Below are 24,014 nucleotides of genomic sequence, written 5' to 3' on the forward strand. Positions count from 1 at the left end.
TCTGCGTCGGCGGCCTGCCATCGGCGCGTTCTGGTCAAGCGACCGGTCTTCTTTCGACAAGCGCCCTGGCGCTGGAGATTCAACATGTCCGAGCGTACCGCCATGGTCACCCGCGACACCAAGGAAACCCAGATCACGGTCACCGTGAACCTCGATGGCGAGGGGCGGCTGACCTGCGAGACCGGTGTGCCCTTCCTCGATCACATGCTCGATCAGGTGGCGCGCCATGGACTCATCGACCTCGACATCAAGGCGGTGGGCGACCTGCATATCGATGCCCACCATACGGTCGAGGATCTGGGCATCACCCTGGGGCAGGCTTTCGATCAGGCGATCGGCGACAAGCGCGGCATCTACCGCTACGGCCATGCCTATGTGCCACTCGACGAAGCGCTGTCGCGGGTCGTGGTGGACTTTTCCGGTCGTCCGGGCCTGTTCATGGATGTCGAGTTTACCCGTGCCGTCCTGGGACAGATGGACACCCAGTTGTTCTGGGAGTTCTTCCAAGGGTTCGTCAATCATGCCCGGGTCACCCTGCACATCGACAACCTGAAGGGCTTCAATGCCCATCACCAGGCGGAGACCATCTTCAAGGCCTTTGGCCGGGCCCTGCGCATGGCCGCGGCCGAAGACCCGCGCATGGCCGGCCGGATGCCGTCCACCAAGGGCAGCCTGTGAAGGAAACGCCGGGCCGCGCCGTGGAGCGCGAGACGCTTGAGTCAGGTTTCCCGAACCCGTCGACCGATACGAGGAGCATCTCATGACCATTGCCGTCATCGACTACGGAATGGGCAACCTGCATTCCGTCGCCAAGGCATTGGAGCACGTGACTCACGAGAATGTCGTGGTGACCCGTGATGCTCGGCGCATCCATGGTGCCACCCGGCTGGTTCTGCCCGGTCAGGGGGCCATTCGCGATTGCATGGGCGAGCTGGAGCGTACGGAATTGCGTGGCCTGGTGGAGGAGCTGCTGGCCAGCCAGGACAAGCCGCTGCTGGGCATCTGTGTCGGCCAGCAGATGCTGCACGAACGTAGCGAGGAGAATGGTGGCATCGATTGTCTGGGTTTCATGCCCGGCCAGGTACGCCATTTCCCCGCCGACATGCGCGACGAGAACGACAACCGGTGCAAGGTGCCGCACATGGGCTGGAACCTGGTACACCAGCATCAGGACCATCCGTTGTGGCGCGGCATCGACCAGGATGAGCATTTCTATTTCGTGCACAGTTACTATGTCGATGTCGACGACGACACCACCCTGTTCGGCACCACCGCGTACGGCCGTATCTCGGCCCATGTGGCGACCGGCCGCGATGCCACCTTCGCCGTGCAATTCCATCCGGAGAAGAGCTCCCGGGCTGGACTCAGGTTGCTGGAAAACTTCGTTCACTGGATGCCCTGAACGGCGCCCGGCCTACCGCCGGGCCCCGCCCTGGAGGATTTGACATGCTGGTAATTCCCGCCATCGATCTCAAGGATGGCACGTGCGTTCGCCTTAAGCAGGGGCGCATGGACGACGCTACCACCTATGGCGACGACCCGGTGGCCATGGCCGCTCGCTGGGTCGAGGCCGGGGCTCGCCGCCTGCATCTGGTCGATCTCAATGGCGCCTTCGAGGGGGAGCCGATCAATGGCGAGGCAGTCACCGCCATTGCCCGTGCCTATCCGGACCTGCCGATCCAGATCGGCGGCGGCATTCGTAGCGCGGCGACCATCGAACATTACCTGAAGGCGGGAGTCTCTCAGGTCATCATCGGCACCAAGGCGGTCAAGGAGCCCGATTTCGTCACCGAGATGTGCCGGGCCTTTCCGGACCACGTGATCGTCGGTCTCGATGCCCGCGATGGTTTCGTGGCCACCGATGGCTGGGCCGAGGTGTCCACCATCAAGGCCACCGAGCTTGCCAAGCGCTTCGCCGACGACGGCGTCTCCGCCATCGTTTATACCGATATTGCCCGTGACGGCATGATGGGTGGCGTCAATGTCGAGGCCACCGCTGAGCTGGCGCGCCAGGGCGGGTTGCCGGTTATCGCCTCGGGGGGCGTCACCAACCTCGATGACCTGCGGTCGCTTGTCGAAGCAGGCGAGACGGGAATCCTCGGTGCCATCACCGGCCGTGCCATCTACGAAGGCAGCCTGGACGTGGCCGAAGGGCAGCGGCTGTGCGATGAACTCACCCGCCAACGAACCGGGAGCTGAACCATGGGACTCGCCAAGCGCATCATCCCTTGCCTGGACGTCGATGCGGGACGCGTGGTCAAGGGCGTCAACTTCGTCGGCATCCGCGATGCCGGCGATCCGGTGGAGGTCGCCCAGCGCTACAACCACCAGGGGGCCGATGAGATCACCTTCCTCGACATCACCGCCAGCCACGAGGACCGCGACACCACGGTGGAAATGGTCGAGCGCATCGCCGGCGAAGTGTTCATTCCCTTGACCGTGGGCGGCGGCATTCGCACCTGCGACGATATTCGCACCATGCTGAATGCTGGCGCCGACAAGGTCTCGATCAACACGGCCGCCGTGCACAATCCCGACTTCGTTCATGAGGCCGCGGAACGTTTCGGCAGCCAGTGCATCGTGGTGGCCATCGACGCCAAGCGGGTCTCCGGCGAGAACGAGACGCCGCGCTGGGAGATCTTCACCCATGGTGGCCGTCGTCCCACCGGCCTGGATGCCGTCGAGTGGGCGCAGAAGATGGTAGAACTGGGAGCCGGTGAGCTACTGCTCACCAGCATGGACCGCGATGGTACCAAGCAGGGCTTCGATCTTGGCGTGACTCGTGCCATCAGTGAGGCGGTCAGCGTGCCGGTGATTGCCTCCGGTGGCGTCGGCAATCTCGATCACCTGGTGGAAGGCGTCAAGGATGGCGGGGCCGATGCGGTACTCGCTGCCAGTATCTTCCATTTCGGCGAGTACAGCATTCCCGAGGCCAAGCGTTACATGGCCGAGCGTGGCATCGAGATGCGCCTTTAGGGGAAACACGGTATACATGCCTGCGCATGCAGATCGCTGCGCTCTGGCTGCCATCCTTGTCGGTTACCCTGCGGGCCCATCTAACGACGCTACCGGTTCGCTCCTGGCGAACCGGTACGCGGTGCGGGTGCGCCAGCCCGGTCGAAAGCTCGCCTAACCTCATGTTATGTCTTGCCTTCTGTGCTCCAGACGCCTTGCGTGACCCACATGGATGTGGGGAAGGCGATGGCCCGTCGGGCACGGGCCTGGCTTCCCGCGTAAATCAGCGTTTCTCTACTGCCCCGGGGCCTTCATGGCGCGGGCCTTCACGCGACCGGCCAGGCTGGACAGGGCGAACAGGATCGCGGCCAGGCTGACGATGGTCGGACCGGTCGGGGTGTCCAGCCAGAAGGCCGCCTGCAGGCCCCCGGTGGTGGCGCTCGCCCCGAAGGCGGCGGCGAGCAACGTCATGGTTTCCGGTGTGCGGCTGAACGGGCGGGCCGTGGCGGCGGGGATGATCAGCAAGGCGGCGATCAACAAGACGCCTACCACCTTCAGTGCCACGGCAACGACTACCGCGAGCGACAGGGTCAGGATCAACTGCTCGCGTTTCGGGTCGATGCCACTGGCGTAGGCGAGGTCGGTATTGAGGGTGGCGGTCAGCAGGTTCGACCAGCGCCAGCCCATCAATCCCAGCACGAGGGCCGCCCCTGCCCAGATGATGGCCAGGTCGGGCTTGCCGACGGCCAGGATGTCGCCGAACAGGTAAGCCATCAGGTCGATACGTACGCCGGATACGAAGGATACCGCCACCAGGCCGAAGGCAAGGGCCGAGTGAGCCATGACGCCAAGCAGAGTATCCATGGCATAGCCCCGTCCGCTCAGTGACGAGACGATCGTCGCCATGACCAGTGACGTGACCAGCACGCCGGCGAGGATCGAGGTCGACAGGACCAGCGAGAGGGCCACGCCGAGGACCGCGGCGTGAGCGGTGGCATCGCCGAAATAGGCCATGCGCCGCCACACCACGAAACAACCCAGTGGTGCGGCGGCCAGGGCAACGCCGATGCCGGCCAGGGCGGCGCGAACCAGAAAGTCGTCGAGGATCATGAGGCCAACTCCGCTGGCGCTTGTTGATGGGAGTGGTCGTGACGGTACAGGGCGAAGGCATCCTGAGTGTCGTGCCCGAACATGGCGCGGTAGGCTGGCGAGGAAGCCACGCGCTCCGGCGTGCCTTCGCAGCAGATGGCCCCGTTCAGGCAGACGACGCGATCCGAGGCGCGCATCACGACATGCAGTTCGTGGCTGACCATCAGAACGCCGCAGCCGAGCTCGCGGCGTACGCTTTCCAGTTGGCGGTAGAAGTCGGCGACACCGCGCTGGTCGAGTCCCTGGGTCGCTTCGTCGAGAATCAACAGGTCGGGGGACTCCAGCAAGGCGCGGGCCAGCAGGATGCGCTGGAATTGGCCGCCCGACAGTGAATTCATCTGCTGTTGGCTCAGCCCGGCGGCGCCTGCCCGCTCGAGGGCCTGGTCGATCCGCTCGGCGTGCTGCCGACGAGGCAATCCCATGAACCTGGACACCGTCATCGGCAGGGTCGGGTCGAGATGAAGTCGCTGCGGGACATACCCCAGAACCAGTTCCGATGACCGTGCGATGCGTCCTCGTGAAGGTGTCAGCGAGCCGATGATGGCCCTCAGTAGGGTGGTCTTCCCCGAGCCGTTGGGGCCGACGATGGTGACGATCTCGCCGCGCTCGATAGTGAGCTGGATATTGTCGAGGATGGGGCGTCCATCAATGTCGACATCCAGGTGTTCGATGGTCAGCAATGTCATGGTGTCTCTATCGGAAGCGAACAAGGGTGAAGCTGGGCAGCGCAGGATGGCGTGCTTGACATTATTGTTATGTTATAACATAAATGTTTGCCGCTCAATTCACCTGACTGCGCCCCTGGAGGATGCCATGCCAATACGCGCTCGCCATTGCTTGATGGCGCTGCTGGGAGCACCGGCCATTGCGGTCGCCGATGTGCCGGATGTGGCGGTGGACATCCCGCCGGTCCATTCGCTCGTCGATCGTGTCATGGGAGATCTGGGCTCCCCCGAACTCGTGATTCAGCCTGGCGCATCACCGCATGGCTATTCCATGCGGCCATCGGAAGCCTCCGCGCTGGATCGTGCCGATGTCGTGTTCTGGATCGGCGATGACCTGACGCCCTGGTTGGGTGAATCGCTGAAGAGTCTGGCCGGCGATGCCGAGAGCGTCGCCCTGCTGGAGGTGCCTGGCACGAAGACGCTGGCGTTTCGTCAGGGGGCCACCTTCGAGGCCCACGATCATGATCATGGGCATCATCATGGTCACGACCACGACCACGACCACGACCACGACCATCATCATGCGTCTGGCGGTCATCACCATTCGCATGATGGCGAAGATCCACACGCCTGGCTCGATCCGGAGAATGCCCGTGTATGGCTGGATGCCATCGCCCAGTCGCTGGCCGACGCCGATCCGGAGCACGCGGAGACCTATCGGGAAAACGCACGCCTCGGCAAGGAAGCGCTTGAGGAACTGATCGGTGAGCTGGAGGAGCGTCTTGCCGGTGCCCATGACGCCCGCTTCATCGTCTTTCACGATGCCTATCAGTATTTCGAGCAGCGCTTCGATCTTGCGGCTGCCGGGGCGATTTCTCTGGGTGATGCGTCGGACCCGAGTCCGGCGCGCATCGATGAGCTCAGGGACATGGTGCAGGAGCTGGGAGTCGACTGTGTCTTCAGCGAACCGCAGTTCAACCCGCAACTGGTGGAAAACGTGTTCGGCTCGACCGGAATCGACACGTCCATCGTGATCGATCCTCTGGGAACGGAGTTGTCGCTCGGTGAAGCGCTTTATCCGCAACTTCTTCGCCAGTTGGCGGATGGCGTGGCGCAATGCGCCACGGAAGCCTGATCGCGGTGTCGCACCGCTTGTGGTCCGGCATCGAGAGACATCAGTAACACATTGATAAATAACGTAAAAGAACGAGTGGTTCATCCACTCGAACTGTTGAGCAAAGGAGAGAAGCATGAGCATGCCATATGTGAAGAGGGCGAGCGTTCTGGCCATCAGCCTGCTGGCCATGACGGCGGGTCAGGCGGCGATGGCACATGAGAACGGCCACGATGAGCATGACCACGATCATGGGCACAGCCACGATCATGGCCACGACCACGACCACGACCACGACCACGACCACGACCACGACCATGGCCATGACAGCGATATCTACGCAGGTTATTTCGACGACAGCCAGGTGAAGGACCGGCCGCTTTCCGACTGGGAGGGTGACTGGCAGTCAGTGTATCCCTACCTTCAGGATGGCACGCTCGATCCAGTCATGGCCTACAAGGCGGAGAAGAGCGATGAGAAGACCGCCGAGGAATACAAGGCGTACTACGCGAAGGGCTACGAGACGGATGTCGATCGCATCGTGATCGACGGCAGTACCGTGACCTTCCATGAAGATGGCGAAACGATGTCCGGCGAATATGCCTACGATGGCTATGAGATCCTGACCTACGAGGCCGGCAACCGGGGCGTGCGGTTCATCTTCGAGCTGCAGGAAGGCGGTGATGAGTTGCCCGAGTACATCCAGTTCAGCGACCACAGCATCTACCCGACCGATGCGGGCCATTACCACCTCTACTGGGGCGATGACCGGGAAGCCCTGCTGGACGAGGTCACGAACTGGCCGACCTACTATCCCTCCAGCATGAGCGGCGACGAGATCGTCCGCGAGATGAAGGCCCATTAGGGCTGCCATGCTCGGCCCATTGGCTCGCCAATGGGCCGTCTCGCTCCGGTGTGTCGGGCCTCATTGCGTACACGCCCCTTGAAAACTCCCCCTGACGCCACCACCCTCCCACGCGGGTCCAGCATGGACCGCCCGCGGCTGACCGCCGTCGGTAACGAGATCGAATCTGAACCATTCCGACTTTCATAAGGAGGTATTGGATGTCAGTGCAGACATCGTCCAGCCGACCGCTGCCACAAGCGAACGCCAAGACCGATCTGAATTTCCTCGAAGCAGAGAGCCGGGTGCGGAGTGCCCCGCTTCCGGATGAGGATCCCTATCCGACCCGTCTGTCCGAACCGCTGGATCTCCCCTGGCTCAATCGCCGCGAGCCGGTGGTCAAGGGAGGCGAAGCCGATGGGCCGCTCTCGTCCTCGCAGCTCGACACCTTCGAGCGCCAGGGCTTTCTCTTCGAGCCGGATTTCCTGAAGGGGGAGGAGCTCGATGCGCTGCGCCGCGAGCTCGATGCCCTGCTGGCCCGAGATGATTTCCGCGGACGCGACTTCGCCATTACCGAGCCGCAGGGCAACGAGATCCGCTCGCTGTTCGCGGTGCACTTCCTGTCGCGGGTCTTCAGCCGCCTGGCCCACGATGAACGCCTGATGGGCCGCGCCCGCCAGATTCTCGGGGGCGAGCCCTATGTCCATCAGTCGCGCATCAACTACAAGCCTGGCTTCGAAGGCAAGGGCTTCAACTGGCACTCGGATTTCGAGACTTGGCACGCCGAGGATGGCATGCCCGCCATGCATGCGGTGAGTGCCTCCATCGTGCTGACCGACAACCACACCTTCAATGGTCCGCTGATGTTGGTGCCGGGCTCGCATCGCGTGTTCGTGCCTTGCCTGGGCGAAACGCCGGAGGATCATCATCGGCAGTCGCTCAAGACTCAGGAGTTCGGCGTACCGAGCCGCGAAGCACTGCGCGAGTTGATCGATCGGCACGGTATCGAGGCGCCCACCGGCGCGGCAGGTGGCCTGCTGCTGTTCGACTGCAACACCCTGCACGGTTCCAACGCCAACATGTCGCCGGATCCGCGCAGCAATGCCTTCTTCGTCTACAACCGTCGTGATAATCGTTGTGTCGAGCCCTATGCGGCCGCCAAGCGCCGACCGAGCTTCCTGGCGCATGCGCCGGATGAGCCGTGGTCGCCGGATAGCTGACTCGAGCGTAAACTGAAGGAGCCGGGCCCTGCTGGGCCTCACCCGTAGAAGGAGTCGAGTCGGATATGCGCTTCGTTCCCCGTTTCACCGATGGCCGGAGTTTTCCGGAACCGCTGGGCAAGATCGTCTGCGTCGGTCGCAACTATGCCGAGCATGCCCGGGAGCTGAACAACCCGGTGCCCAGCGAGCCGTTGCTGTTCATCAAGCCGGCCACCAGTGCCGTGGATCTGGCCTCGCCCATCCAGCTACCGCTTGCGCGTGGCGAGGTTCATTTCGAGACGGAACTGGCATTGCTGATCGGCGAGCCATTGAGTGCGGCCGCGCCTGATCAGGCCGAGCATGCCATTGCGGGGATTGGCCTGGCGCTGGACCTGACGCTGCGCGATGTTCAGGCACGTCTGAAGGACAAGGGGCAGCCCTGGGAAATGGCCAAGGCCTTCGATGGAGCCTGTCCGATATCGGCTTTCCTGCCGCTCGCCGAGACACCCAACTGGAGTGCCCTGGAGTTTACCCTGGAAGTGAACGGCGAGCGCCGACAGCACGGCCTGGGAGCTGACATGCTGTTCTCGGTGCCGACACTGCTGGCGGAAATGAGCCGCCACTTCACGCTGCTGCCGGGGGACGTGGTGCTGACCGGTACGCCCGCCGGCGTGGGGGAATTGCCTCGCGGTGCAGCGTTGCGCCTTCAATTGACCGGAGGTCTGACAGTGGAGACCCGGGTCGCGGAATGAACCCGGGTCGGCGCATCGTGGCCGAGCCAGACTGAGAGCCTCGGCCGATATACCTCAACGACAAGGCCCCGCCGGGTTACCCGGCGGGGCCTTGTCGTGGTGGGGCTTGCCCCGGGCGTTCAGCAAGCCCGGGACAGCAGGGCTAGTCCTGCTTCAGCTTGTAGGCCACCACGTAGTCACCGATGGTGGTACCGATCGAGCCGTGCCCGCCGGCCACCTGGACGACCATCTGCTCGCCCTGGCTGTTGAGGTAGGTCATCGGTGTGGCCTGGCCACCGGCCGGCAGGCGGGCTTCCCACAGCTGCTCACCGGTGCTGAGGTCATAGCCGCGCAGGTAGTCGTCCACGCTGGCGGCCAGGAAGGCTACGCCACTTTCGGTGATGATCGGTCCACCGATGCCCGGCACGCCCATCTTGATCGGCAGCGGCAGCGGCGTCATGTCTTCGATGGTGCCGTTCTTGTGCTTCCAGACGATCTCGCCGGTGCGCAGATCGGTGCCGGCCACGTAGCCCCAGGGCGGTTGCTGGCAGGGCACGCCGAACGGCGACAGGAAGGGCTTCATATCGACCGCATAGGGGGCGCCTGCATTCTCGTTCAGGCCCTGTTCTCCCTGGTTGGTCTCGCCCAGGTCAGCGCCTTCCTTGGGCACCAGGGTGGAGGTGAAGGCCAGGTAGAGTGGCATGCCGAACATCACCTGGCGCTTGGGGTCCACGGCGATGCTCCCCCAGTTGAAGACCCCGAAGTTGCCCGGGAAGACAATGGTGCCTTGCTCGGAGGGCGGGGTGTACTGGCCCTCGTAGCGCAGCGACTTGAACTGGATGCGGCACATCAGTTGGTCGAGCGGCGTGGCCCCCCACATGTCCGCCTCGCGCAGGGTCGGCGGCCGGAAGGTCAGGCTCGAGATCGGCTGGGTCTCGGCGGCATGGTCACCCTCGATGGTGCCCTGGGGTGCCGGCTGCTCGGAAATCGGCAGGATCGGCTCGCCGGTCTCGCGGTTCAGCACATAGACATCGCCCTGCTTGGTGGGGATCACCAGGGCCGGCTGGGTTCCCTGCTCGGTATCGAGATCGAGCAGGCTGGGCTGAGCCGGGGTGTCCATGTCCCACAGGTCGTGATGCACGAACTGCTGGACCCACTCCACCTGGCCGGTTTCCAGGTTCAGCGCCACCACCGAGCTTGCGTACTTCTCCTCGGCCTCGCTGCGGTACATGCCGAGTTGGTCAGGCGTGCGGTTGCCCATGGGGAAGTAGACCATGCCCAGCTCTTCGTCGGCGCTGGCGATCGACCAGCTGTTCGGGGAGCTGGTGGTATAGGTCTCGCCCTCGGCGATCGGTGAGGTCTCGTCCGGGTTGCCGGCGTCCCAGTTCCATACCAGTTCACCGCTCTTGGCGTCGTAGGCGCGAATCACGCCGGAGGGAGACTCGACGGCATAGTTGTCGTTGACTGAACCGGCGACGATGACCTTGCCGTCGGCTACGACGGGGGGAGAGGTGGAATAGTAGAAGCCGGCCTGCTTGAACGGCATGTTGTGCAGCAGGTCGAGTTCGCCGTTGTCGGCGAAGTTGCTGCAGCGTGCGCCGGTCGCCGGGTCGACCGCGACCAGGCGGGCATCGGAGGTCGGCAGGAACAGCTGGGCGTCGCACTGCATGGCGTCCAGGTCCTCGGCCGGTCCGCTGGCGACCTGCACGTCAATGTCGTCCGCCTCGCCGGAGCTCGGCGGCAGGTAGGAGACGCCACGGCAGGTCTGGTGCTGGCGCGAGCTTTCCGCCGGCACCTTGGCGTCATAGACCCACTGTTCTTCGCCGGTATCGGCATCCAGGGCAATCAGCCAGTTGTGCGGCGTGCACAGGAACAGAGAATTGCCCACCTTCAGCGGAGTCGCTTCGTAGGTGGTTTCGGTAACGTCCTCGGGGCCTTTCACGTCACCTGTCTGGTACTGCCAGGCCAGCTCCAGATCACCGACGTTCTCCGGAGTGATCTGCTCGAGCGGTGAATAGCGCTGCCCCAGGTTGCTGCGCCCGTAGGCGTGCCAGCTTTCCTTGGGCGTGTCCCCGGTGGCCGGCTCTTCGGCGACCACGTCGCGGCTCAGCTCGCCCTCGATACGGTGAGCGTCGACGCTGAGGCTGGCGAGAGTGCCCACACCGATGATCGCCCAGACCGGCAGCAGCAGGGCCAGGCCGGCGCGACTGCCCCCCTTGGCCGGGATCAGCAGCGGGATGGCGAGCACCAGGAAGAGGCCCAGCCGGGTTGCCAGCGGCCACCAGTCGTAACCGGATTCCCAGAGCGACCAGGCGGCGGTCGCGATCAGGAAGAGCGCGTATAGCATCTGAGCGGTGGGGCGACGCGAGCGCGTCAAGGCCCCGACCACGATCAGGACGATGCCGGCCAGTGCGTAGTACCAGCTACCGTCGAGGGTGATGAGCCAGATGCCACCTCCCAACAGGGCCAGTCCTACCAGCCAGAAGATGAGCGAAAGAATGATCATGATCCAAGCTCCTTGCCATGGAAGAAGCCCTGAATAAGGTCGCGATGCCGGTATTCGCACGCCAGCCCGATCTCGGTTGCGCTCGCCGTGCCGCCGAATGGAGCAGACTGTACCGAGCCATCATTCGGCGTTTGAATCCGTTCGTCGATTTATCCAGTGCTTGCGGAGTCGTTGATTAATTTCATTTTATAATAGTTAGCCTGTGAAACAAAGGCGGCCACCCGTGGCGGCCCGTGTGACGCCTCGTCCCGGACGCAGCGTTACCATCACTATGGTCTAATGGACCGGAGATGTCAGTGTCGAATGCGTCGAAAACCGTTCATTCCAGGTAGGTATACCCTTCCAGACCGGCGGAGAGGTCATGCCGGAACTGGTACTGCTCGTCGTCGCTCAGGTCGCTGGCGGCGAGTTGCTCATCGAGCCGTGCGCGCAGGGCATCGGCATCGAAGTTGACGTACCCGAGCACGTCGGCGACCCGATCGCCGCGCAGCAGGTGGTCGAAGTGCCACTGGCCATCGGCATCGAGGGAGGCATCCACTGAGTCAGTATCGCCGAACAGGTTGTGCAGATCGCCGAGGATCTCCTGATAGGCGCCGACCAGGAAGAAGCCCATCAGGCGCTCCTCGTCGTCGCGCCATTCCGGCAGCGGCAGCGTGGATTCGACCCCCTGGCCGTCGACATAGCCATCGATGCGGCCGTCGCTGTCGCAGGTGATGTCCTGGATCACCGCGCGGCGCGAGGGCTCACGGTCGAGGCCGGAGAGTGGCAGCACCGGGAATATCTGGTCGATTCCCCAGACATCGGGCACCGACTGAAACAGCGAGAAGTTGACGAACAGCTTGTCGGCCAGCTTTTCGGCCAGCTCGTCATGGATCTCGCGATGGGCGCGGTTGCGGGGGTCCAGCCGCTCGCGCAGGCGAGCACAGGCAGCGGAATGGACGCCTTCCCCCTCGGCACGCGCACCGAGGTCGGCCAGACCCATGACGAAGCGGTCCTGGAGTTCGCCCAGCGCCTGGGTCAGGTCGTGCCAGGCCTCGACCAGCCCGCGCGGGTCATGCAAGGCGTGCAGTTCGTCGTGGACCCGCCACAGCTCGGCTACCTGCGGGTCGCCGGCGTGGCAGCGCGTCTCGGGGGCTTGGGTATCGGGGCGCTCCTCGCCGATCACGTTGGTGATCAACACCGCATGATGGGCGGTCAGGGCCCTGCCGGATTCGCTGAGCAGGTGGGGATGGGGCAGCCCTTCGCTGGCGCAGACCTGGGAGAAGGCCGAGACGACGTTGCGGGCATATTCGCGCATCGAGTAGTTGATCGAGCAGAAGCTGCGCGAGCGAGTTCCCTCGTAGTCGATGCCCAGTCCGCCACCGACGTCCACGGTATCCACTGGCGCGCCCATCGCCAGCAGGTTCTGGTAGAAACGGGCGCATTCACGCAGGCCGCGCTGGATGTCGTGAATGTTGGCGATCTGTGAGCCCAGGTGGAAGTGCACGAGCTGCAGGCTTCCCAGGGCGTCGGCCTCGGTCAGGCGAGTGACCACAGCCTGGATCTGGCTGGCGGTGAGGCCGAACTTGGACTTCTCGCCCCCGGTATTCTGCCATTTTCCCTTGCCCACCGAGGCGAGACGGGCCCGCAGTCCGATGCGTGGCACGACGCCGAGATGCTCGGCCTCCTCGAGGATCAGCGGCAATTCGGAGAGCTTCTCCACGACCAGGTAGACGCGATGTCCCAGCCGTTCGCCCATCAGGGCCAGGCGGATGTATTCGCGGTCCTTGTAGCCGTTGCAGACGATCAACGAGGGGCCGTCGCCGGAGAGCGCGAGAACCGCCAGCAGCTCGGGCTTGCTGCCGGCCTCCAGACCGACGCGGCCGCGACCACGCTCCTGGGTGGCGAGGATCTCCTCGACCACCCGGTGCTGCTGATTGACCTTGATGGGATAGACGGCCGTGTAACCACCATCGAAGTCTTCCTCGGCCATGGCGCCGTCGAAGGCGGCACAGAGCTGCTCGACGCGGTCGTGGAGGATATCGGTGAAACGTACCAGCACCGGCAGGCGCAGCCCCGCCTCGCGAAGCCGTGTCGCCAGTGTCGTCAGCGGCAGGGCAGGCCCTTCGGCGTCTTCGCCGAGTGGTCGCACCAGAGCCTGGCCGCCATCATCGACATCGAAATAACCGCTGCCCCATTGATCGATGTTCCAGGTATGCCGGGCGCGATGCGCGGGGCCGGCGGCACTGCTCATGGAGGCCTTCAAGACGTGACCTCGGGAAGCGGCAGGGCACCTTCCTCCAGGCGTCGTTTGAGGATGGTGCGGAACTGATCGGGATCGTGGGGCGTCAGGTCATGGGCCGGCGGGTCGACGTAGACCACCAGCAGCCGCGAGAGCCAGTAGCGCAGGGCCGTCATGCGCAGCATCATCGGCCAGGCATCGCGCTCGGCGGCTTCCAGCGGGCGCTGGGCCTGGTAGGCGGCGAGAATGGTGGCGTAGCGTTCGGCGTCGAGGCGACCGTCGGCCTGAGAGGCCCAGTCGTTGATGACGATGGCCAGGTCGAACAGCAGATCGCCCGTGCACCCATTGTAGAAATCGATCATGCCGCCCAGGCGGTCGCCGTCGAACAGGGTGTTGTCGCGGAACAGGTCGCCGTGGAGCGCGCCCTGGGGCAGTTCCGGATGCCCGTCGAAGAAGCCCTGGTAGATTTCTACCTCGTCCATCATCAGCGCCTGATCCTCGGGCGAGAGATAGGCCAGAACCTTGTGGTGCATGGGCAGCAGCCAGTGCAGGTCGCGCGGGTTGGGGCGATGTCCGGGGAAGCGTTGCGAGACCTTGTGCATGTGGCCCAGAGCATCGCCCAGGGCGCGGCACTGCGCCAGGTTGGGATGATGGGGATGTTGCCCCGGCAGGCGCGGAAACAGCAGGGCCGGCTTGTCGGCCAGGCTGTGCAGGGCGATGCCGTCGTGATCGTGCAGGGGGCCGGGGACCGGTAGACGGTGCTCGTCGAGGTAGTCCAGCAGCTCGACGAAGAACGGCAGTTCCTCATGCTCGCCTTGCTCGAAGAGGGTCAGCACCAGTTCCTGACGATCGGTGGTGACGAAGAAGGTGCTGTTCTCGGTGCCGGCGGGCACGCCTTCGACGGCAACCAGCGAGCCGGCGTCGAAGCGGCTCAGGAATGCCGCGACCTGGGCGTCGGTAAGCGGTGTGAATACGGCCATGTGTGTCTCGCGCGGGCTGTGCCAAATCGCCTATTGTAGCGGCTTGGCGCGTCGATGCACGACTACCGGGGCAGGTTGTGCCGCACCAGGGGTCAGCCGTCCTGCCGTACCCATTCGGGGACGGTGATATCGTTGCCCTCCTGGCGCTCGAAGTTGCCGTCGCCGTCCCTGTCGACCAGATAGTAGGATGGGCCCGAGGCGGGCTGGATCTCGATGGCATAGAGCACGCCGTCGACCCGGTACTCGCGAATGGTGCGATCCGCTTCCTGGCGGGTGGTGATCTCGGGGGCGGGCGAACCGCCGGACTGGGCCAGGGCCGGCAATCCGGCGAGCAGCAGGCCGCCACCGACCAGCAAGGCGGCGAACGGACGAAACAGGGACAGCATGGCAATCTCCGGGGCTGCAGTCATCTCCCCTAGTGTATGCCGTCGTCCGGTCGAGGCATACCGTCCGGCAAACATCGGCGGCTATGCGTATCATGGGGACTCAGGATGGCGCTTTCTTCCCGGACATCATTTTACTCAGACATCAATGGATGCCGATTCATGGCCGACACCCCCATCGTACTCGTCGACGGTTCTTCCTATCTGTATCGAGCCTTTCACGCCCTGCCGCCATTGACCACTTCCGGTGGCCAGCCCACCGGTGCCGTCAAGGGTGTGCTCAACATGCTCAAGCGCTTGCTCAAGGATTATCCCGACAGCCCCATGGCGGTGGTCTTCGATGCGCCCGGCAAGACCTTCCGCGATGATCTCTACGCCGAGTACAAGGCGCAACGGCCGCCGATGCCGGACGATCTGCGCGCCCAGGTCGAGCCGCTGCACGACTGCGTGCGGGCGCTCGGCCTGCCGCTGCTGTGCGTCGAGGGCGTGGAAGCCGACGACGTCATCGGCACCCTGGCCCGACATGCCGCCGAGGCCGGGCGCGATGCCGTGATCTCCACCGGCGACAAGGACATGGCGCAGTTGGTCAATGGCCACATCACCCTGGTCAACACCATGAAGGACGAGACCCTCGACACCGCCGGCGTCGAGCAGAAGTTCGGCCTACCGCCGTGTCTGATCATCGACTTTCTCGCGCTGATGGGCGACAAGGTCGACAACATTCCCGGTGTGCCCGGTGTCGGCGAGAAGACCGCCCTGGGGCTGCTGCAGGGCATGGAAGGGGGGCTGGAAACCATCTATGCCGACCTGGAGAAGGTCAAGACGCTGGGGTTTCGTGGCGCCAAGACGTTGCCGAAGAAGCTCGAGGAGAATCGCGAGCAGGCCTTCCTGTCCTACGAGCTTGCCACCATCAAGACGGACTGCGATCTGCCGGTCGGCCTCGACGACCTGAATATCGCCCGCCCCGATCGCGAGGCGCTGCTCGCCCTTTATCGCCGACTGGAGTTCAAGAACTGGCTGGCGGAGTTGCTGGAAGGCGATGACGAGGGTGTCGATGACGTGGCGGGGGGCACTGCCACGCCCGAGGCGAGTGACGCGGAGGAGGCCGGCGGGAGCGGAACGCGCCGCGATGTGGTGATCACCGAGCAGGCGGTGCTGGACGAGTGGCTGGCGCGTCTTGCGGACAGCGAGGCCTTCTGCTTCGATCTGGAGACCACCAGCCTCTCCTACATGGAGGCCGACATCGTCGGCGTGGGACTTGCCCTGGAACCAGGGGAAGCGGCCTACATTCCGCTGGCGCACGATTACCTGGATGCGCCGGAGCAACTCGATCGCCAGGCCGTGCTCGAGGCGCTGGCCCCCTTGTGGGCCGATGCCGGCAAGGCCAAGATTGGCCAGAACCTGAAGTACGACATCTCGGTGCTGGCGCGTCACGGCTACGAAGTGGCCGGTGCCCTGCACGACACCATGCTCGAATCCTATGTGCTGGATTCCACGGCCACCCGCCACGACATGGATTCCCTGGCGTTGAAGTACCTGGGCGAGAAGACGGTGAGCTTCGAGGAGATCGCCGGCAAGGGCGCCAAGCAGCTCACTTTCAATCAGGTTGCCCTGGAGCAGGCCGCGCCCTATGCCTGCGAGGATGTCGATATCACCTTGCGGCTGCACCGTGAACTACGCCCGCGGGTCGACGGGCAGGGTCGGCTGGCCGAGGTGCTCGACAACATAGAACGACCGCTGGTCCAGGTATTGTCGCGAATGGAGCGCAACGGGGTCGCGCTGGATCCCGAGCGGCTCCACGAGCAGAGCCGGGAGCTGGACGAGCGCATCCGCGAGCTCGAACAGCGCGCTCATGAACTGGCTGGTCGCGAGTTCAACCTCGGTTCACCCAAGCAACTGGGCGAGATCCTGTTCGAAGAGCAGAAGATTCCGGTCATCAAGAAGACGCCCAAGGGCGCGCCCTCGACTGCCGAGGCCGTGCTCGAGGAGCTGGCGCTGGATTATCCGTTGCCCAAGGTGATCATGGAGCATCGCGGCTTCTCCAAGTTGCGCTCCACCTACACCGACAAGCTGCCCAAGCTGGTCGATCCTTCGACCGGGCGTCTGCACACCAGTTACCACCAGGCGGTCACCGCGACCGGGCGCCTGTCGTCGTCCGACCCCAACCTGCAGAACATCCCCATTCGCACCGAGCAGGGCCGACGCATCCGCCAGGCATTCGTGGCCCGACCGGGCTACCGGCTCGTCGCCGCCGACTACTCACAGATCGAGCTGCGCATCATGGCGCACCTGTCGGGCGACAAGGGCTTGCTCGATGCCTTCGCCGAGGGCCGCGACATCCACGCCGCCACCGCCGCCGAGGTCTTCGGCGTGGCGCTCGACAAGGTCTCCGGCGAGCAGCGGCGCAGCGCCAAGGCGATCAACTTCGGGCTGATCTACGGGATGAGCGCCTGGGGACTGGGGCGCCAACTGCATATCGAGCGCAACCAGGCGCAGATCTACATCGATCGCTATTTCGACCGCTACCCCGGCGTGGCGCGCTACATGGAGCGCATTCGCGCCCAGGCAGCGGAGGACGGCTATGTGGAAACCGTCTTCGGTCGACGGCTCCATCTGCCGGAGATCCACTCCCAGAATCGCAATCGGCGCCAGGGCGCCGAGCGTACCGCGATCAACGCGCCGATGCAGGGCACGGCCGCGGACATCATCAAGCGTGCCATGATTGATGTCGACGACTGGCTGGCCGAGGATGACATCGATGCCATCATGGTCATGCAGGTTCATGATGAACTGGTCTTCGAGGTCGCGGAAAGCGAGGTCGACACCTTCATTGAACAGGTCAAGGCCCGCATGCAAAGCGCCGCCGAGCTCGACGTGTCGCTGACCGTCGAGGCGGAGAGCGGCGCCAACTGGGACGAAGCACACTGAGTCAGCGGTCCGCGTGGACTGTGCGGCTGTCAGGGGGTGCTTGCTCGCGGTCGTGCAAGCCGTAGTCGCGCTCGATCCGGGCGATGCGCAACCGATAGTCGGCGAATACCGAACGGCGGCCCGCTTTCTGGGCCGCGCGGTGGGCCTCCAGGCGGCGCCATTCGGCGACGGCCTGCTCGTCGCGCCAGAAGGACAGCGACAGCAGGCGATCGGGGTCGGCCAGGCTCTGGAAGCGTTCGATGGAGATGAATCCCTCCACGTCCTCGAGCAGCGGCTTGAGCTCGGCGGCGATGTCCAGGTAGCGCTGACGCTGGTTGGGATGCGGCTGGGCTTCGAAGATGACGGCGATCATGCGTGTTCCTCCTGTGTCGAAGTGAGGCGGGGGATTCGGCCGTGCCGCGATGGCAGGTAGCCTTGATGGTGAAGGGTGTTGACGTATTCACGACGCTCGAGCAGGCCGGTGATGACATGGGTGGCAATGCCCAGTGCCAGGCGTCTTCCCGGGCAGTGGTGACGTCCCGCGCCGAAAGAGAAGCTGATGCGCTGGCGACGCTCGAGGCGGAAGTGGTCGGCATCCGGAGTCAGGGCAGCATCGCGGTTGGCGGAGGCGGTCAGCACCAGAACGGTGTCGCCGGGCTTCAGCCATGTATCCCCCAGTTGGCAGGACGCCGCGACGAAGCGCTGGGTGCTGTGTACCGGCGGGTCGTGGCGCTCGACCTCTTCGATCATCGTGGCCACGCCTTCGGGTCTGTGAGCGAGCGCATCGCGTAGCGACGGGCGCGCATGCAGGGCGAGCATGGCATTGCCGATCAAGCCGGCCGTGGCGTCATGAGTCTGCGACAACAGCCCGATCAGGTTGGCGACCAGGATGTCCGGGGCCAGTGTGCCCTGGGCTCTCGTGGGGAGAGTCTCGAAGCGGGATACTGTCGCCATCAATGCTTCAGCGGCCCGGTGGGCAGCTTCGCGTTGGACGCTGGTGCCGAGCGGATTCAAGCCGGCCACGAAACGCGATGTTTGCGCGGCCAGCCAAGCTTCGTGCTCTGGTGGGCATCCGAGCAGGGCGGCGATAACCATGACCGGAACACGAAACATGGCGTCCGATGGCGCTGGAACATCCGATGCGCTGAGTCGGTACCGCGTCAGCCTGGCGATCTCTTCGTCATCCAGGGCGTTCAGGAAAGGCATCAGGAACCGCCTGGGAGCCTGGTGGGGCTCGCCTTCGTTCATTCTCATCAGTCGACCGAAGAGTTCGCCGGCGGGGCCATCGGCGATCGTGGCGGGGACTGGTTCCTCGTGCGGTCGCACGTGGCAAGCGGGCTGCTCGAAGGCCTCGGCGACGGTGGCGGCGTCGCTGGCGACCCAGAGACCCGGTGCCTCGAGATAGTGAAGGCCACCGTGCTGACGCAAGTTGGCGTAGGAAGGATAGGGATTCGGGTGGCTTGGGGGATCGAGGGTAAGCATCGTGCATTCCTTTGTGCGTGTCCGGCATGATGGCGCTAGAGTCGTTCAGTCAGGGGCCTGACATGGCGTACCGACCCAGTATCGGTGCCTGTCGCGGGTCATGATTCGATCGGGAGCGAAATATGGCAGTCACGGATCTCGCGATGTCCCGGGTGGCGGCGGCGATCGCCGAGCCGGCGAGGGCCCGCATGCTGTGCGCGCTCATGGACGGCCATGCGCGGACCAGCACCGAGCTGGCGGTGATCGCCGGGGTCGGCCCGCCGACGGCCAGCACTCATCTGGCGCGTCTCACCGAAATGGCCTTATTGCGGCGGCACGTTCAAGGGCGTCATCGTTACTATGCGCTGGAGGATCCGAGCGTCGCCGAGGCCCTTGAGGGGCTGATGGTCATCGGGCAAGGAGCGGCGCCGACCTTCGCGCCGAACACGCCGCAGCGCCTGCGCTTCGCTCGGACCTGCTATGACCATATGGCCGGCGAGCTGGCGGTGACGCTCCACGATGCCTGTGTCGGGGCCGGCTGGCTGGTGCCCGCTGCCGATGCGGGGAGTGACTATCGGCTGACCGAGGAAGGGGCGCGAGCCTTCAGCGCCATGGGCGTGGACGTCGCGGCGGTGCGGGCTCGCCGACGTCGCTTTGCTCGTCCCTGCATGGACTGGAGCGTGCGTCGTCCGCACCTGGCGGGAGCCCTGGGAGCGGCTCTGCTGGAACTGGCCATCGGTCGGGAGTGGGTACGGCGTGACCTCGACGGCCGGGCGCTGACATTGACGTCAGCGGGGCGACGGGGGCTGGGGCGTCGATTCGGTATCGAGATACCTGGCTAGCGTGCCGGGGTGAGCGCCGGAAGGAAAGGCGGGCCCGCGACGATGTCGCGGGCCGTCACTTGCAGGGATTGCGAGAATGAGCCACCTATCTCCAGCCGACGCGGTCGAAGATCTTGATGGCCTCGGGGTTGTTTTCGCCCAGTTCGCTGATGTTGAGCTGGTCCTTCTTGAAATCTCCCCAGGATTCCAGCACATCGCTCTTTTCGGCACCTTCGACGACCGGGAATTCGTAATTGCCCGCGGCGAAGGCCTGCTGGGCCTCGTCGGAGGCGAGGAACTCCAGGAAGCGAATGGCATTGTCCCGGTTTGGCGCGTTTTCCACGACGCCGGCGCCGCCAACATTGACGTGCGCACCACGGTCATCCTGATTGGGGAACAGGATCTCGACCTTCTCGGCGGCTTCCCGGTCGGCGTCGTTATCCGATTTCAGCAGGCGAACGTAGTAGTAATGGTTGGCCACGGCGATATCGCACTGGCCGCTGGCGACACCCTTGATCTGGTCGGTGTCACCGCCTTCGGGGTCGCGAGCCATGTTGTCGACCACGCCCTGTGCCCAGGCTTCGGCTTCCTCGGCGCCGTGATGGGCGATCAGCGAGGCGAGCAGAGACTGGTTGTAGATGTTGTTCGAGGAGCGAATGCACACCTGGCCCTCGAAGCGCGGATCGGCCAGGTTCTCGTAGCGGGTGAGTTCGTCGGCGTCGACGTTGTCGGGGTTGTAGAAGATGGCGCGGACGCGCTGACTGAAACCGAACCACTTGCCTTCCGGGTGGCGCATGGCGTCGGGCAGTCGCTCGGCCAGCGTTTCGGACTCGATGCTGGCGAAGATGCCTTCCTGTTCAGCGCGCCACAGGCGGCCGGCATCGACGGTCATCATCACGTCGGCAGGGCTGGCTTCGCCTTCGCGGAGAATGCGCTGGATGAGCTGGTCGGAATCGCCCTCGAGAACGTTGACTTCGATGCCCGTTTCTTCGGTGAAGGCGTCGTAGAGCGCCTGGTCGGAGTCGTAGTGCCGCGCCGAATAGATGTTGAGCTCATCGGCGGCGGCGCCGGTGGTGAAGGCCGCGCCGGTCAGCAGGGCGGCAAGCGGTATGACGAGTCGCTGGGAATGGAACATGCGTAACCTCTCAGGCGTGTTGGAAATGATTTGTTGATGTTAATGCGTTGCATTTCCTGTCAAGCATTGAAGCGCCTGCCGGCGAGGGCGTCAACCTCGGGGTGCGCAGAACGTTGACGCAGGCGTTGAGGGCTGCAGCGTTGAAAATCGCAACGTGTCGAAGATGCTTTCGCGTTACCATGACGCTCGAACTTTGCTGTCGGCGACTGCCATGCACCAGGCTCCCTTTCAGAATGCCGCCGAGCCGTTCGCCTCGGAGGCGCCCATCGTCCTGAGCATGCAGGACATCCATCACGCCTATGGCCGCCACACGGCGGTGGCGGGGATCAATCTGACGGTACGCCAGGGCGAGGTCGTCTGCCTGCTGGGGCCTTCGGGGTGCGGCAAGACGACGCTATTGCGCATCGTTGCCGGTCTCGAGGTTCTCCAACGGGGGCATGTCGAGATCAATGGGCGGCCCCTGGGGCAGCCGCATGTGCCGCCGGAGCATCGCAATGTCGGCTTGGCCTTCCAGGAGTCGGCGTTGTTTCCCCATCTGAGCGTGCTCGAGAACGTCACCTTTGGGCTGGCGTCGTTGCCCGCTCGGCAGCGCCGCGCACGTGCCATGGAACTGCTCGCCCTGTTGGGGATGGAGGACTACGCCGGCAGTTATCCCCACACCCTGTCGGGCGGGCAGCAGCAACGCGTTGCCCTGGCCCGAGCCCTGGCGCCGGAACCCGGCTTGATGCTGCTCGACGAGCCGTTCTCGAGCCTCGATGCGCGACTGCGCGACCGCATTCGCGACGATACCCTGCACGTCCTCAAGAAACTGGGAGCGGGCGCCCTGCTGGTGACCCACGACCCGGAGGAGGCGATGTTCATGGCCGATCGCATCGCCCTGATGCGTGAAGGCCATGTCGTACAGATGGGCACGCCCCGGGAACTCTATTGCGAGCCGGTCGACCCGTTCGTGGTGACCTTCTTCGATACGGTCAACGAGCTGACCGGCGAGGTCCGCGGAGGGCGCGTGGCCACGCCGGTGGGCGAAGTGGCGGCACCGGCGCTGGCGGAGGGTGAGCGAGCGCGGGTGATGATCCGTCCCGAGGCGTTGCGGGTCGAGGCACTGGCGAAGCCGCCGACGACGACCCATAGCCATGTGATCATGGCCAAGCTGCTGGGACGAGCCAGTTTGCTGCATATCTGCGCCCATGGCGCCGATGGGCAGGAGGCGCACCTGCATGCCCGGGTGCCGGGCGTCTTTCTGCCCGAGGAGGGGCAGCCTGTGGCGATAAGCCTGGATGCTTCACAGGTGTTCGTCTTTCCCGCCGGGACGCGCGCCGCGCATGGCGAGGCTTAGCAGCACCACGGGCATGATGCCCACCACGACGATCGTCAGTGAGGCGGTGGAGGCCTCGGCGAGCCGTTCATCGGTGGCCAGGTTGTGAGCGCGCACGGCCAGGGTGTCGAAGTCGAAGGGGCGAAGGATGATGGTCGCCGGCAACTCCTTCATCACGTCAACGAAGACCAGAATGGCGGCGGCCAACAGGCTGCTGCGCATGATCGGGGTATGGATTCGACGCAGGGTGCCGCCGGCGGTCTGTCCCAGGGTGCGAGCCGCCGCGTCCATGTTGGGCGTGACCTTGCCGAGGCTGGCTTCCAGGGCATTGAACGATACCGCCAGAAAACGCACCACATAGGCATAGATCAGAATGAAGGCCGAGCCGCTGAAGATCAGGCCGGCGATAACGCCAAAGTGTGTGCGTAGCCAGCCATTGATCTGGTCATCCAGCCAGGCGAAGGGAATCAGGATGCCCACCGCCACCACCGAGCCGGGCACGGCGTAGCCCATGGCGGCGATGCGGGTGGCGGTACGGGTCGTCGGCCCCGGGTGCAGGCGAGCGCCATAGCTCAACAGGAGTGCCAGGGCCACGGCGACCAGGGCGGCCAGGGCGGCAAGTACCAGACTGTTGCCGGCGAACTCGAGAAAGGCGGGGCCGAACAGGTTGTCGCCACCGGTCAGGGCAAGGTAGAGCAGCAATCCGCCGGGGATGAGAAAGCCCACCAGTACCGGCGTCAGGCAGGCCAGGCAGGCCGCTGCGGCTCGCCAACCGGCAAGCGGAAACTCCGGCAGGCGCCGGTAGCGGCCCGTGGTGTGGAAATAACGGCGTCTGCCGCGCGAGACGCGCTCCAGCAGTACCAGGCCTATCACGAAGGTCAGCAGACAGGCCGCTAACTGGGCGGCCGCGACCTGCTCGCCCATGCCAAACCAGGTGCGGTAGATGCCGGTGGTGAACGTGTCGACGCCGAAATATTGCACCGCGCCGAACTCGTTGAGGGTTTCCATCAACGCCAGCGAGACGCCGCCGACGATCGCCGGACGCGCCAGGGGCACGGCCACGCTGCCGAACAGCCGCCACGGGCCGCATCCCAGGGTGCGCCCCACATCCAGTACGCACACCGACTGTTCGAGGAAGGCCGTCCGGGTCAGCATGTAGACGTAGGGATAGAGCACCAGGGTGATCAGGGTGGCGGCTCCGCCCAAGGAACGGATGTCCGGGAAGACATAATCGTCTCGCCCCCACTCGAAGGTCGCCCTCAGCCAGCCCTGTACCGGACCGGCATACTGCAGGAAGTCGGTATAGGCGTAGGCGATCACATAGGTCGGCACCGCCAGCGGCAGCAACAGGGCCCATTCGAACAGACGGCGTCCCGGGAAACGACACATCACGATCAGCCAGGCCGTGCCGGTGCCGATGATGAAGGTTCCCAGGCCCACCATGATCACCAGTAAGAGAGTGTTGGCGAGATAGCGACCCAGTACGGTGCTGGCCAGGTGCTGCCAGACGCCATCGGTGGGCATGACGATATGGGCGAGCACCACCAGGACCGGCAGCGCCACGATGGCGGCGATCCCCAGGGTCAGCAGATTCCAGGCATCGAGTCGTAGCCTCGATCGGAGGGCCG

Annotated in this window: 21 protein-coding genes; 11 read left to right on the forward strand and 10 right to left on the reverse strand. The window is 64.6% G+C overall.

Features of this window, described 5'->3' with window-relative positions; genetic code table 11:
* The first annotated feature begins 84 nt into the window (after positions 1–84).
* The 4 genes from hisB (at position 85) to hisF (ending at position 2,976) form a co-directional block, all read left to right on the forward strand.
* Positions 85–678, forward strand: a complete 594-nt coding sequence (gene hisB, locus A9O65_RS00110; RefSeq protein WP_064701023.1) for an imidazoleglycerol-phosphate dehydratase HisB — start codon at positions 85–87, stop codon at positions 676–678.
* A gap of 82 nt (positions 679–760) precedes the next feature.
* Entirely contained in the window at positions 761–1,402 is a 642-nt protein-coding gene (gene hisH, locus A9O65_RS00115) for an imidazole glycerol phosphate synthase subunit HisH (protein ID WP_064699065.1), read from the forward strand.
* A gap of 44 nt (positions 1,403–1,446) precedes the next feature.
* On the forward strand, positions 1,447–2,199 hold the full coding sequence (hisA, locus tag A9O65_RS00120; protein ID WP_064701024.1) for a 1-(5-phosphoribosyl)-5-[(5-phosphoribosylamino)methylideneamino]imidazole-4-carboxamide isomerase: 753 nt from the start codon (positions 1,447–1,449) through the stop codon (positions 2,197–2,199).
* A 3-nt stretch (positions 2,200–2,202) separates the two neighbouring features.
* Positions 2,203–2,976 (forward strand): imidazole glycerol phosphate synthase subunit HisF, encoded by a 774-nt coding sequence (hisF, locus tag A9O65_RS00125; protein ID WP_064699063.1) that lies wholly within the window; start codon positions 2,203–2,205, stop codon positions 2,974–2,976.
* A gap of 273 nt (positions 2,977–3,249) precedes the next feature.
* Here hisF and A9O65_RS00130 read toward each other — a convergent pair whose 3' ends face one another.
* Together A9O65_RS00130 and A9O65_RS00135 are read right to left on the reverse strand one after the other, a co-directional pair.
* Complete coding sequence (locus A9O65_RS00130; RefSeq protein ID WP_064701025.1) at positions 3,250–4,065, reverse strand: metal ABC transporter permease; 816 nt, start codon at positions 4,063–4,065, stop codon at positions 3,250–3,252.
* Positions 4,062–4,790: an ATP-binding cassette domain-containing protein gene (locus A9O65_RS00135; protein WP_064699061.1), complete on the reverse strand. Its 729-nt coding sequence runs from the start codon at positions 4,788–4,790 to the stop codon at positions 4,062–4,064. The genes A9O65_RS00130 and A9O65_RS00135 overlap by 4 nt, the downstream gene beginning before the upstream one ends.
* Positions 4,791–4,917: 127 nt before the next feature.
* Here A9O65_RS00135 and A9O65_RS00140 point away from each other — a divergent pair, with 127 nt between their 5' ends.
* The 4 genes from A9O65_RS00140 (at position 4,918) to A9O65_RS00155 (ending at position 8,678) form a co-directional block, all read left to right on the forward strand.
* Complete coding sequence (locus tag A9O65_RS00140) at positions 4,918–5,904, forward strand: zinc ABC transporter substrate-binding protein (RefSeq protein WP_064701026.1); 987 nt, start codon at positions 4,918–4,920, stop codon at positions 5,902–5,904.
* A 115-nt stretch (positions 5,905–6,019) separates the two neighbouring features.
* Entirely contained in the window at positions 6,020–6,748 is a 729-nt protein-coding gene (locus tag A9O65_RS00145) for a metal-binding protein ZinT (protein ID WP_064701027.1), read from the forward strand.
* Between the two features lie 200 nt (positions 6,749–6,948).
* Positions 6,949–7,947: an ectoine hydroxylase gene (gene thpD, locus A9O65_RS00150; protein ID WP_064699058.1), complete on the forward strand. Its 999-nt coding sequence runs from the start codon at positions 6,949–6,951 to the stop codon at positions 7,945–7,947.
* Between the two features lie 65 nt (positions 7,948–8,012).
* Positions 8,013–8,678 (forward strand): fumarylacetoacetate hydrolase family protein, encoded by a 666-nt coding sequence (locus A9O65_RS00155; RefSeq protein ID WP_064701028.1) that lies wholly within the window; start codon positions 8,013–8,015, stop codon positions 8,676–8,678.
* A 142-nt stretch (positions 8,679–8,820) separates the two neighbouring features.
* Here A9O65_RS00155 and A9O65_RS00160 read toward each other — a convergent pair whose 3' ends face one another.
* The 4 genes from A9O65_RS00160 to A9O65_RS00175 all read right to left on the reverse strand — a co-directional run bounded on the left by A9O65_RS00160 (position 8,821) and on the right by A9O65_RS00175 (position 14,750).
* Positions 8,821–11,163 carry a glucose/quinate/shikimate family membrane-bound PQQ-dependent dehydrogenase gene (locus tag A9O65_RS00160; protein ID WP_064699056.1) on the reverse strand — a complete coding sequence of 781 codons (2,343 nt, stop codon included), beginning with the start codon at positions 11,161–11,163 and terminating at the stop codon, positions 8,821–8,823.
* 319 nt (positions 11,164–11,482) lie between these two features.
* The gene (speA, locus tag A9O65_RS00165; RefSeq protein ID WP_064699055.1) at positions 11,483–13,396 is read right to left on the reverse strand and encodes a biosynthetic arginine decarboxylase; all 1,914 of its coding nucleotides are present in this window, start codon (positions 13,394–13,396) and stop codon (positions 11,483–11,485) included.
* A gap of 8 nt (positions 13,397–13,404) precedes the next feature.
* Positions 13,405–14,364, reverse strand: coding sequence for a homoserine kinase (locus A9O65_RS00170; RefSeq protein ID WP_064699054.1), 960 nt, complete (start codon positions 14,362–14,364; stop codon positions 13,405–13,407).
* 92 nt (positions 14,365–14,456) lie between these two features.
* The gene (locus A9O65_RS00175) at positions 14,457–14,750 is read right to left on the reverse strand and encodes a DUF2782 domain-containing protein (protein WP_064701029.1); all 294 of its coding nucleotides are present in this window, start codon (positions 14,748–14,750) and stop codon (positions 14,457–14,459) included.
* A gap of 159 nt (positions 14,751–14,909) precedes the next feature.
* Between A9O65_RS00175 and polA the strand changes: the two genes are divergently transcribed.
* Positions 14,910–17,675 (forward strand): DNA polymerase I, encoded by a 2,766-nt coding sequence (gene polA / locus A9O65_RS00180; RefSeq protein ID WP_064701030.1) that lies wholly within the window; start codon positions 14,910–14,912, stop codon positions 17,673–17,675.
* Between the two features lies 1 nt (position 17,676).
* On the opposite strand, the gene A9O65_RS00185 is transcribed toward polA, so the two are convergent.
* Both A9O65_RS00185 and A9O65_RS00190 read right to left on the reverse strand, forming a co-directional pair.
* Positions 17,677–18,027 (reverse strand): antibiotic biosynthesis monooxygenase family protein, encoded by a 351-nt coding sequence (locus A9O65_RS00185; RefSeq protein ID WP_064699051.1) that lies wholly within the window; start codon positions 18,025–18,027, stop codon positions 17,677–17,679.
* Positions 18,024–19,136 carry a cytochrome P450 gene (locus A9O65_RS00190; RefSeq protein WP_064701031.1) on the reverse strand — a complete coding sequence of 371 codons (1,113 nt, stop codon included), beginning with the start codon at positions 19,134–19,136 and terminating at the stop codon, positions 18,024–18,026. The genes A9O65_RS00185 and A9O65_RS00190 overlap by 4 nt, the downstream gene beginning before the upstream one ends.
* Before the next feature lie 122 nt (positions 19,137–19,258).
* On the opposite strand from A9O65_RS00190, the gene A9O65_RS00195 reads away from it, so the two are divergent.
* Positions 19,259–19,957: an ArsR/SmtB family transcription factor gene (locus A9O65_RS00195; RefSeq protein ID WP_064701032.1), complete on the forward strand. Its 699-nt coding sequence runs from the start codon at positions 19,259–19,261 to the stop codon at positions 19,955–19,957.
* Positions 19,958–20,042: 85 nt separating this feature from the next.
* Here A9O65_RS00195 and A9O65_RS00200 read toward each other — a convergent pair whose 3' ends face one another.
* Positions 20,043–21,071: a Fe(3+) ABC transporter substrate-binding protein gene (locus tag A9O65_RS00200; protein WP_064699048.1), complete on the reverse strand. Its 1,029-nt coding sequence runs from the start codon at positions 21,069–21,071 to the stop codon at positions 20,043–20,045.
* 211 nt (positions 21,072–21,282) lie between these two features.
* Here A9O65_RS00200 and A9O65_RS00205 point away from each other — a divergent pair, with 211 nt between their 5' ends.
* Positions 21,283–22,407 carry an ABC transporter ATP-binding protein gene (locus A9O65_RS00205; RefSeq protein WP_064699088.1) on the forward strand — a complete coding sequence of 375 codons (1,125 nt, stop codon included), beginning with the start codon at positions 21,283–21,285 and terminating at the stop codon, positions 22,405–22,407.
* Here A9O65_RS00205 and A9O65_RS00210 read toward each other — a convergent pair.
* A complete protein-coding gene (locus A9O65_RS00210; RefSeq protein ID WP_175473463.1) occupies positions 22,354–23,973 on the reverse strand; it encodes an ABC transporter permease in 1,620 nt (539 codons plus the stop codon). The two genes, A9O65_RS00205 and A9O65_RS00210, sit on opposite strands and share 54 nt — an antisense overlap.
* Between the last annotated feature and the right edge of the window lie 41 nt (positions 23,974–24,014).

It is taken from the genome of Halomonas caseinilytica (assembly GCF_001662305.1).
Classification (GTDB): domain Bacteria; phylum Pseudomonadota; class Gammaproteobacteria; order Pseudomonadales; family Halomonadaceae; genus Halomonas; species Halomonas caseinilytica.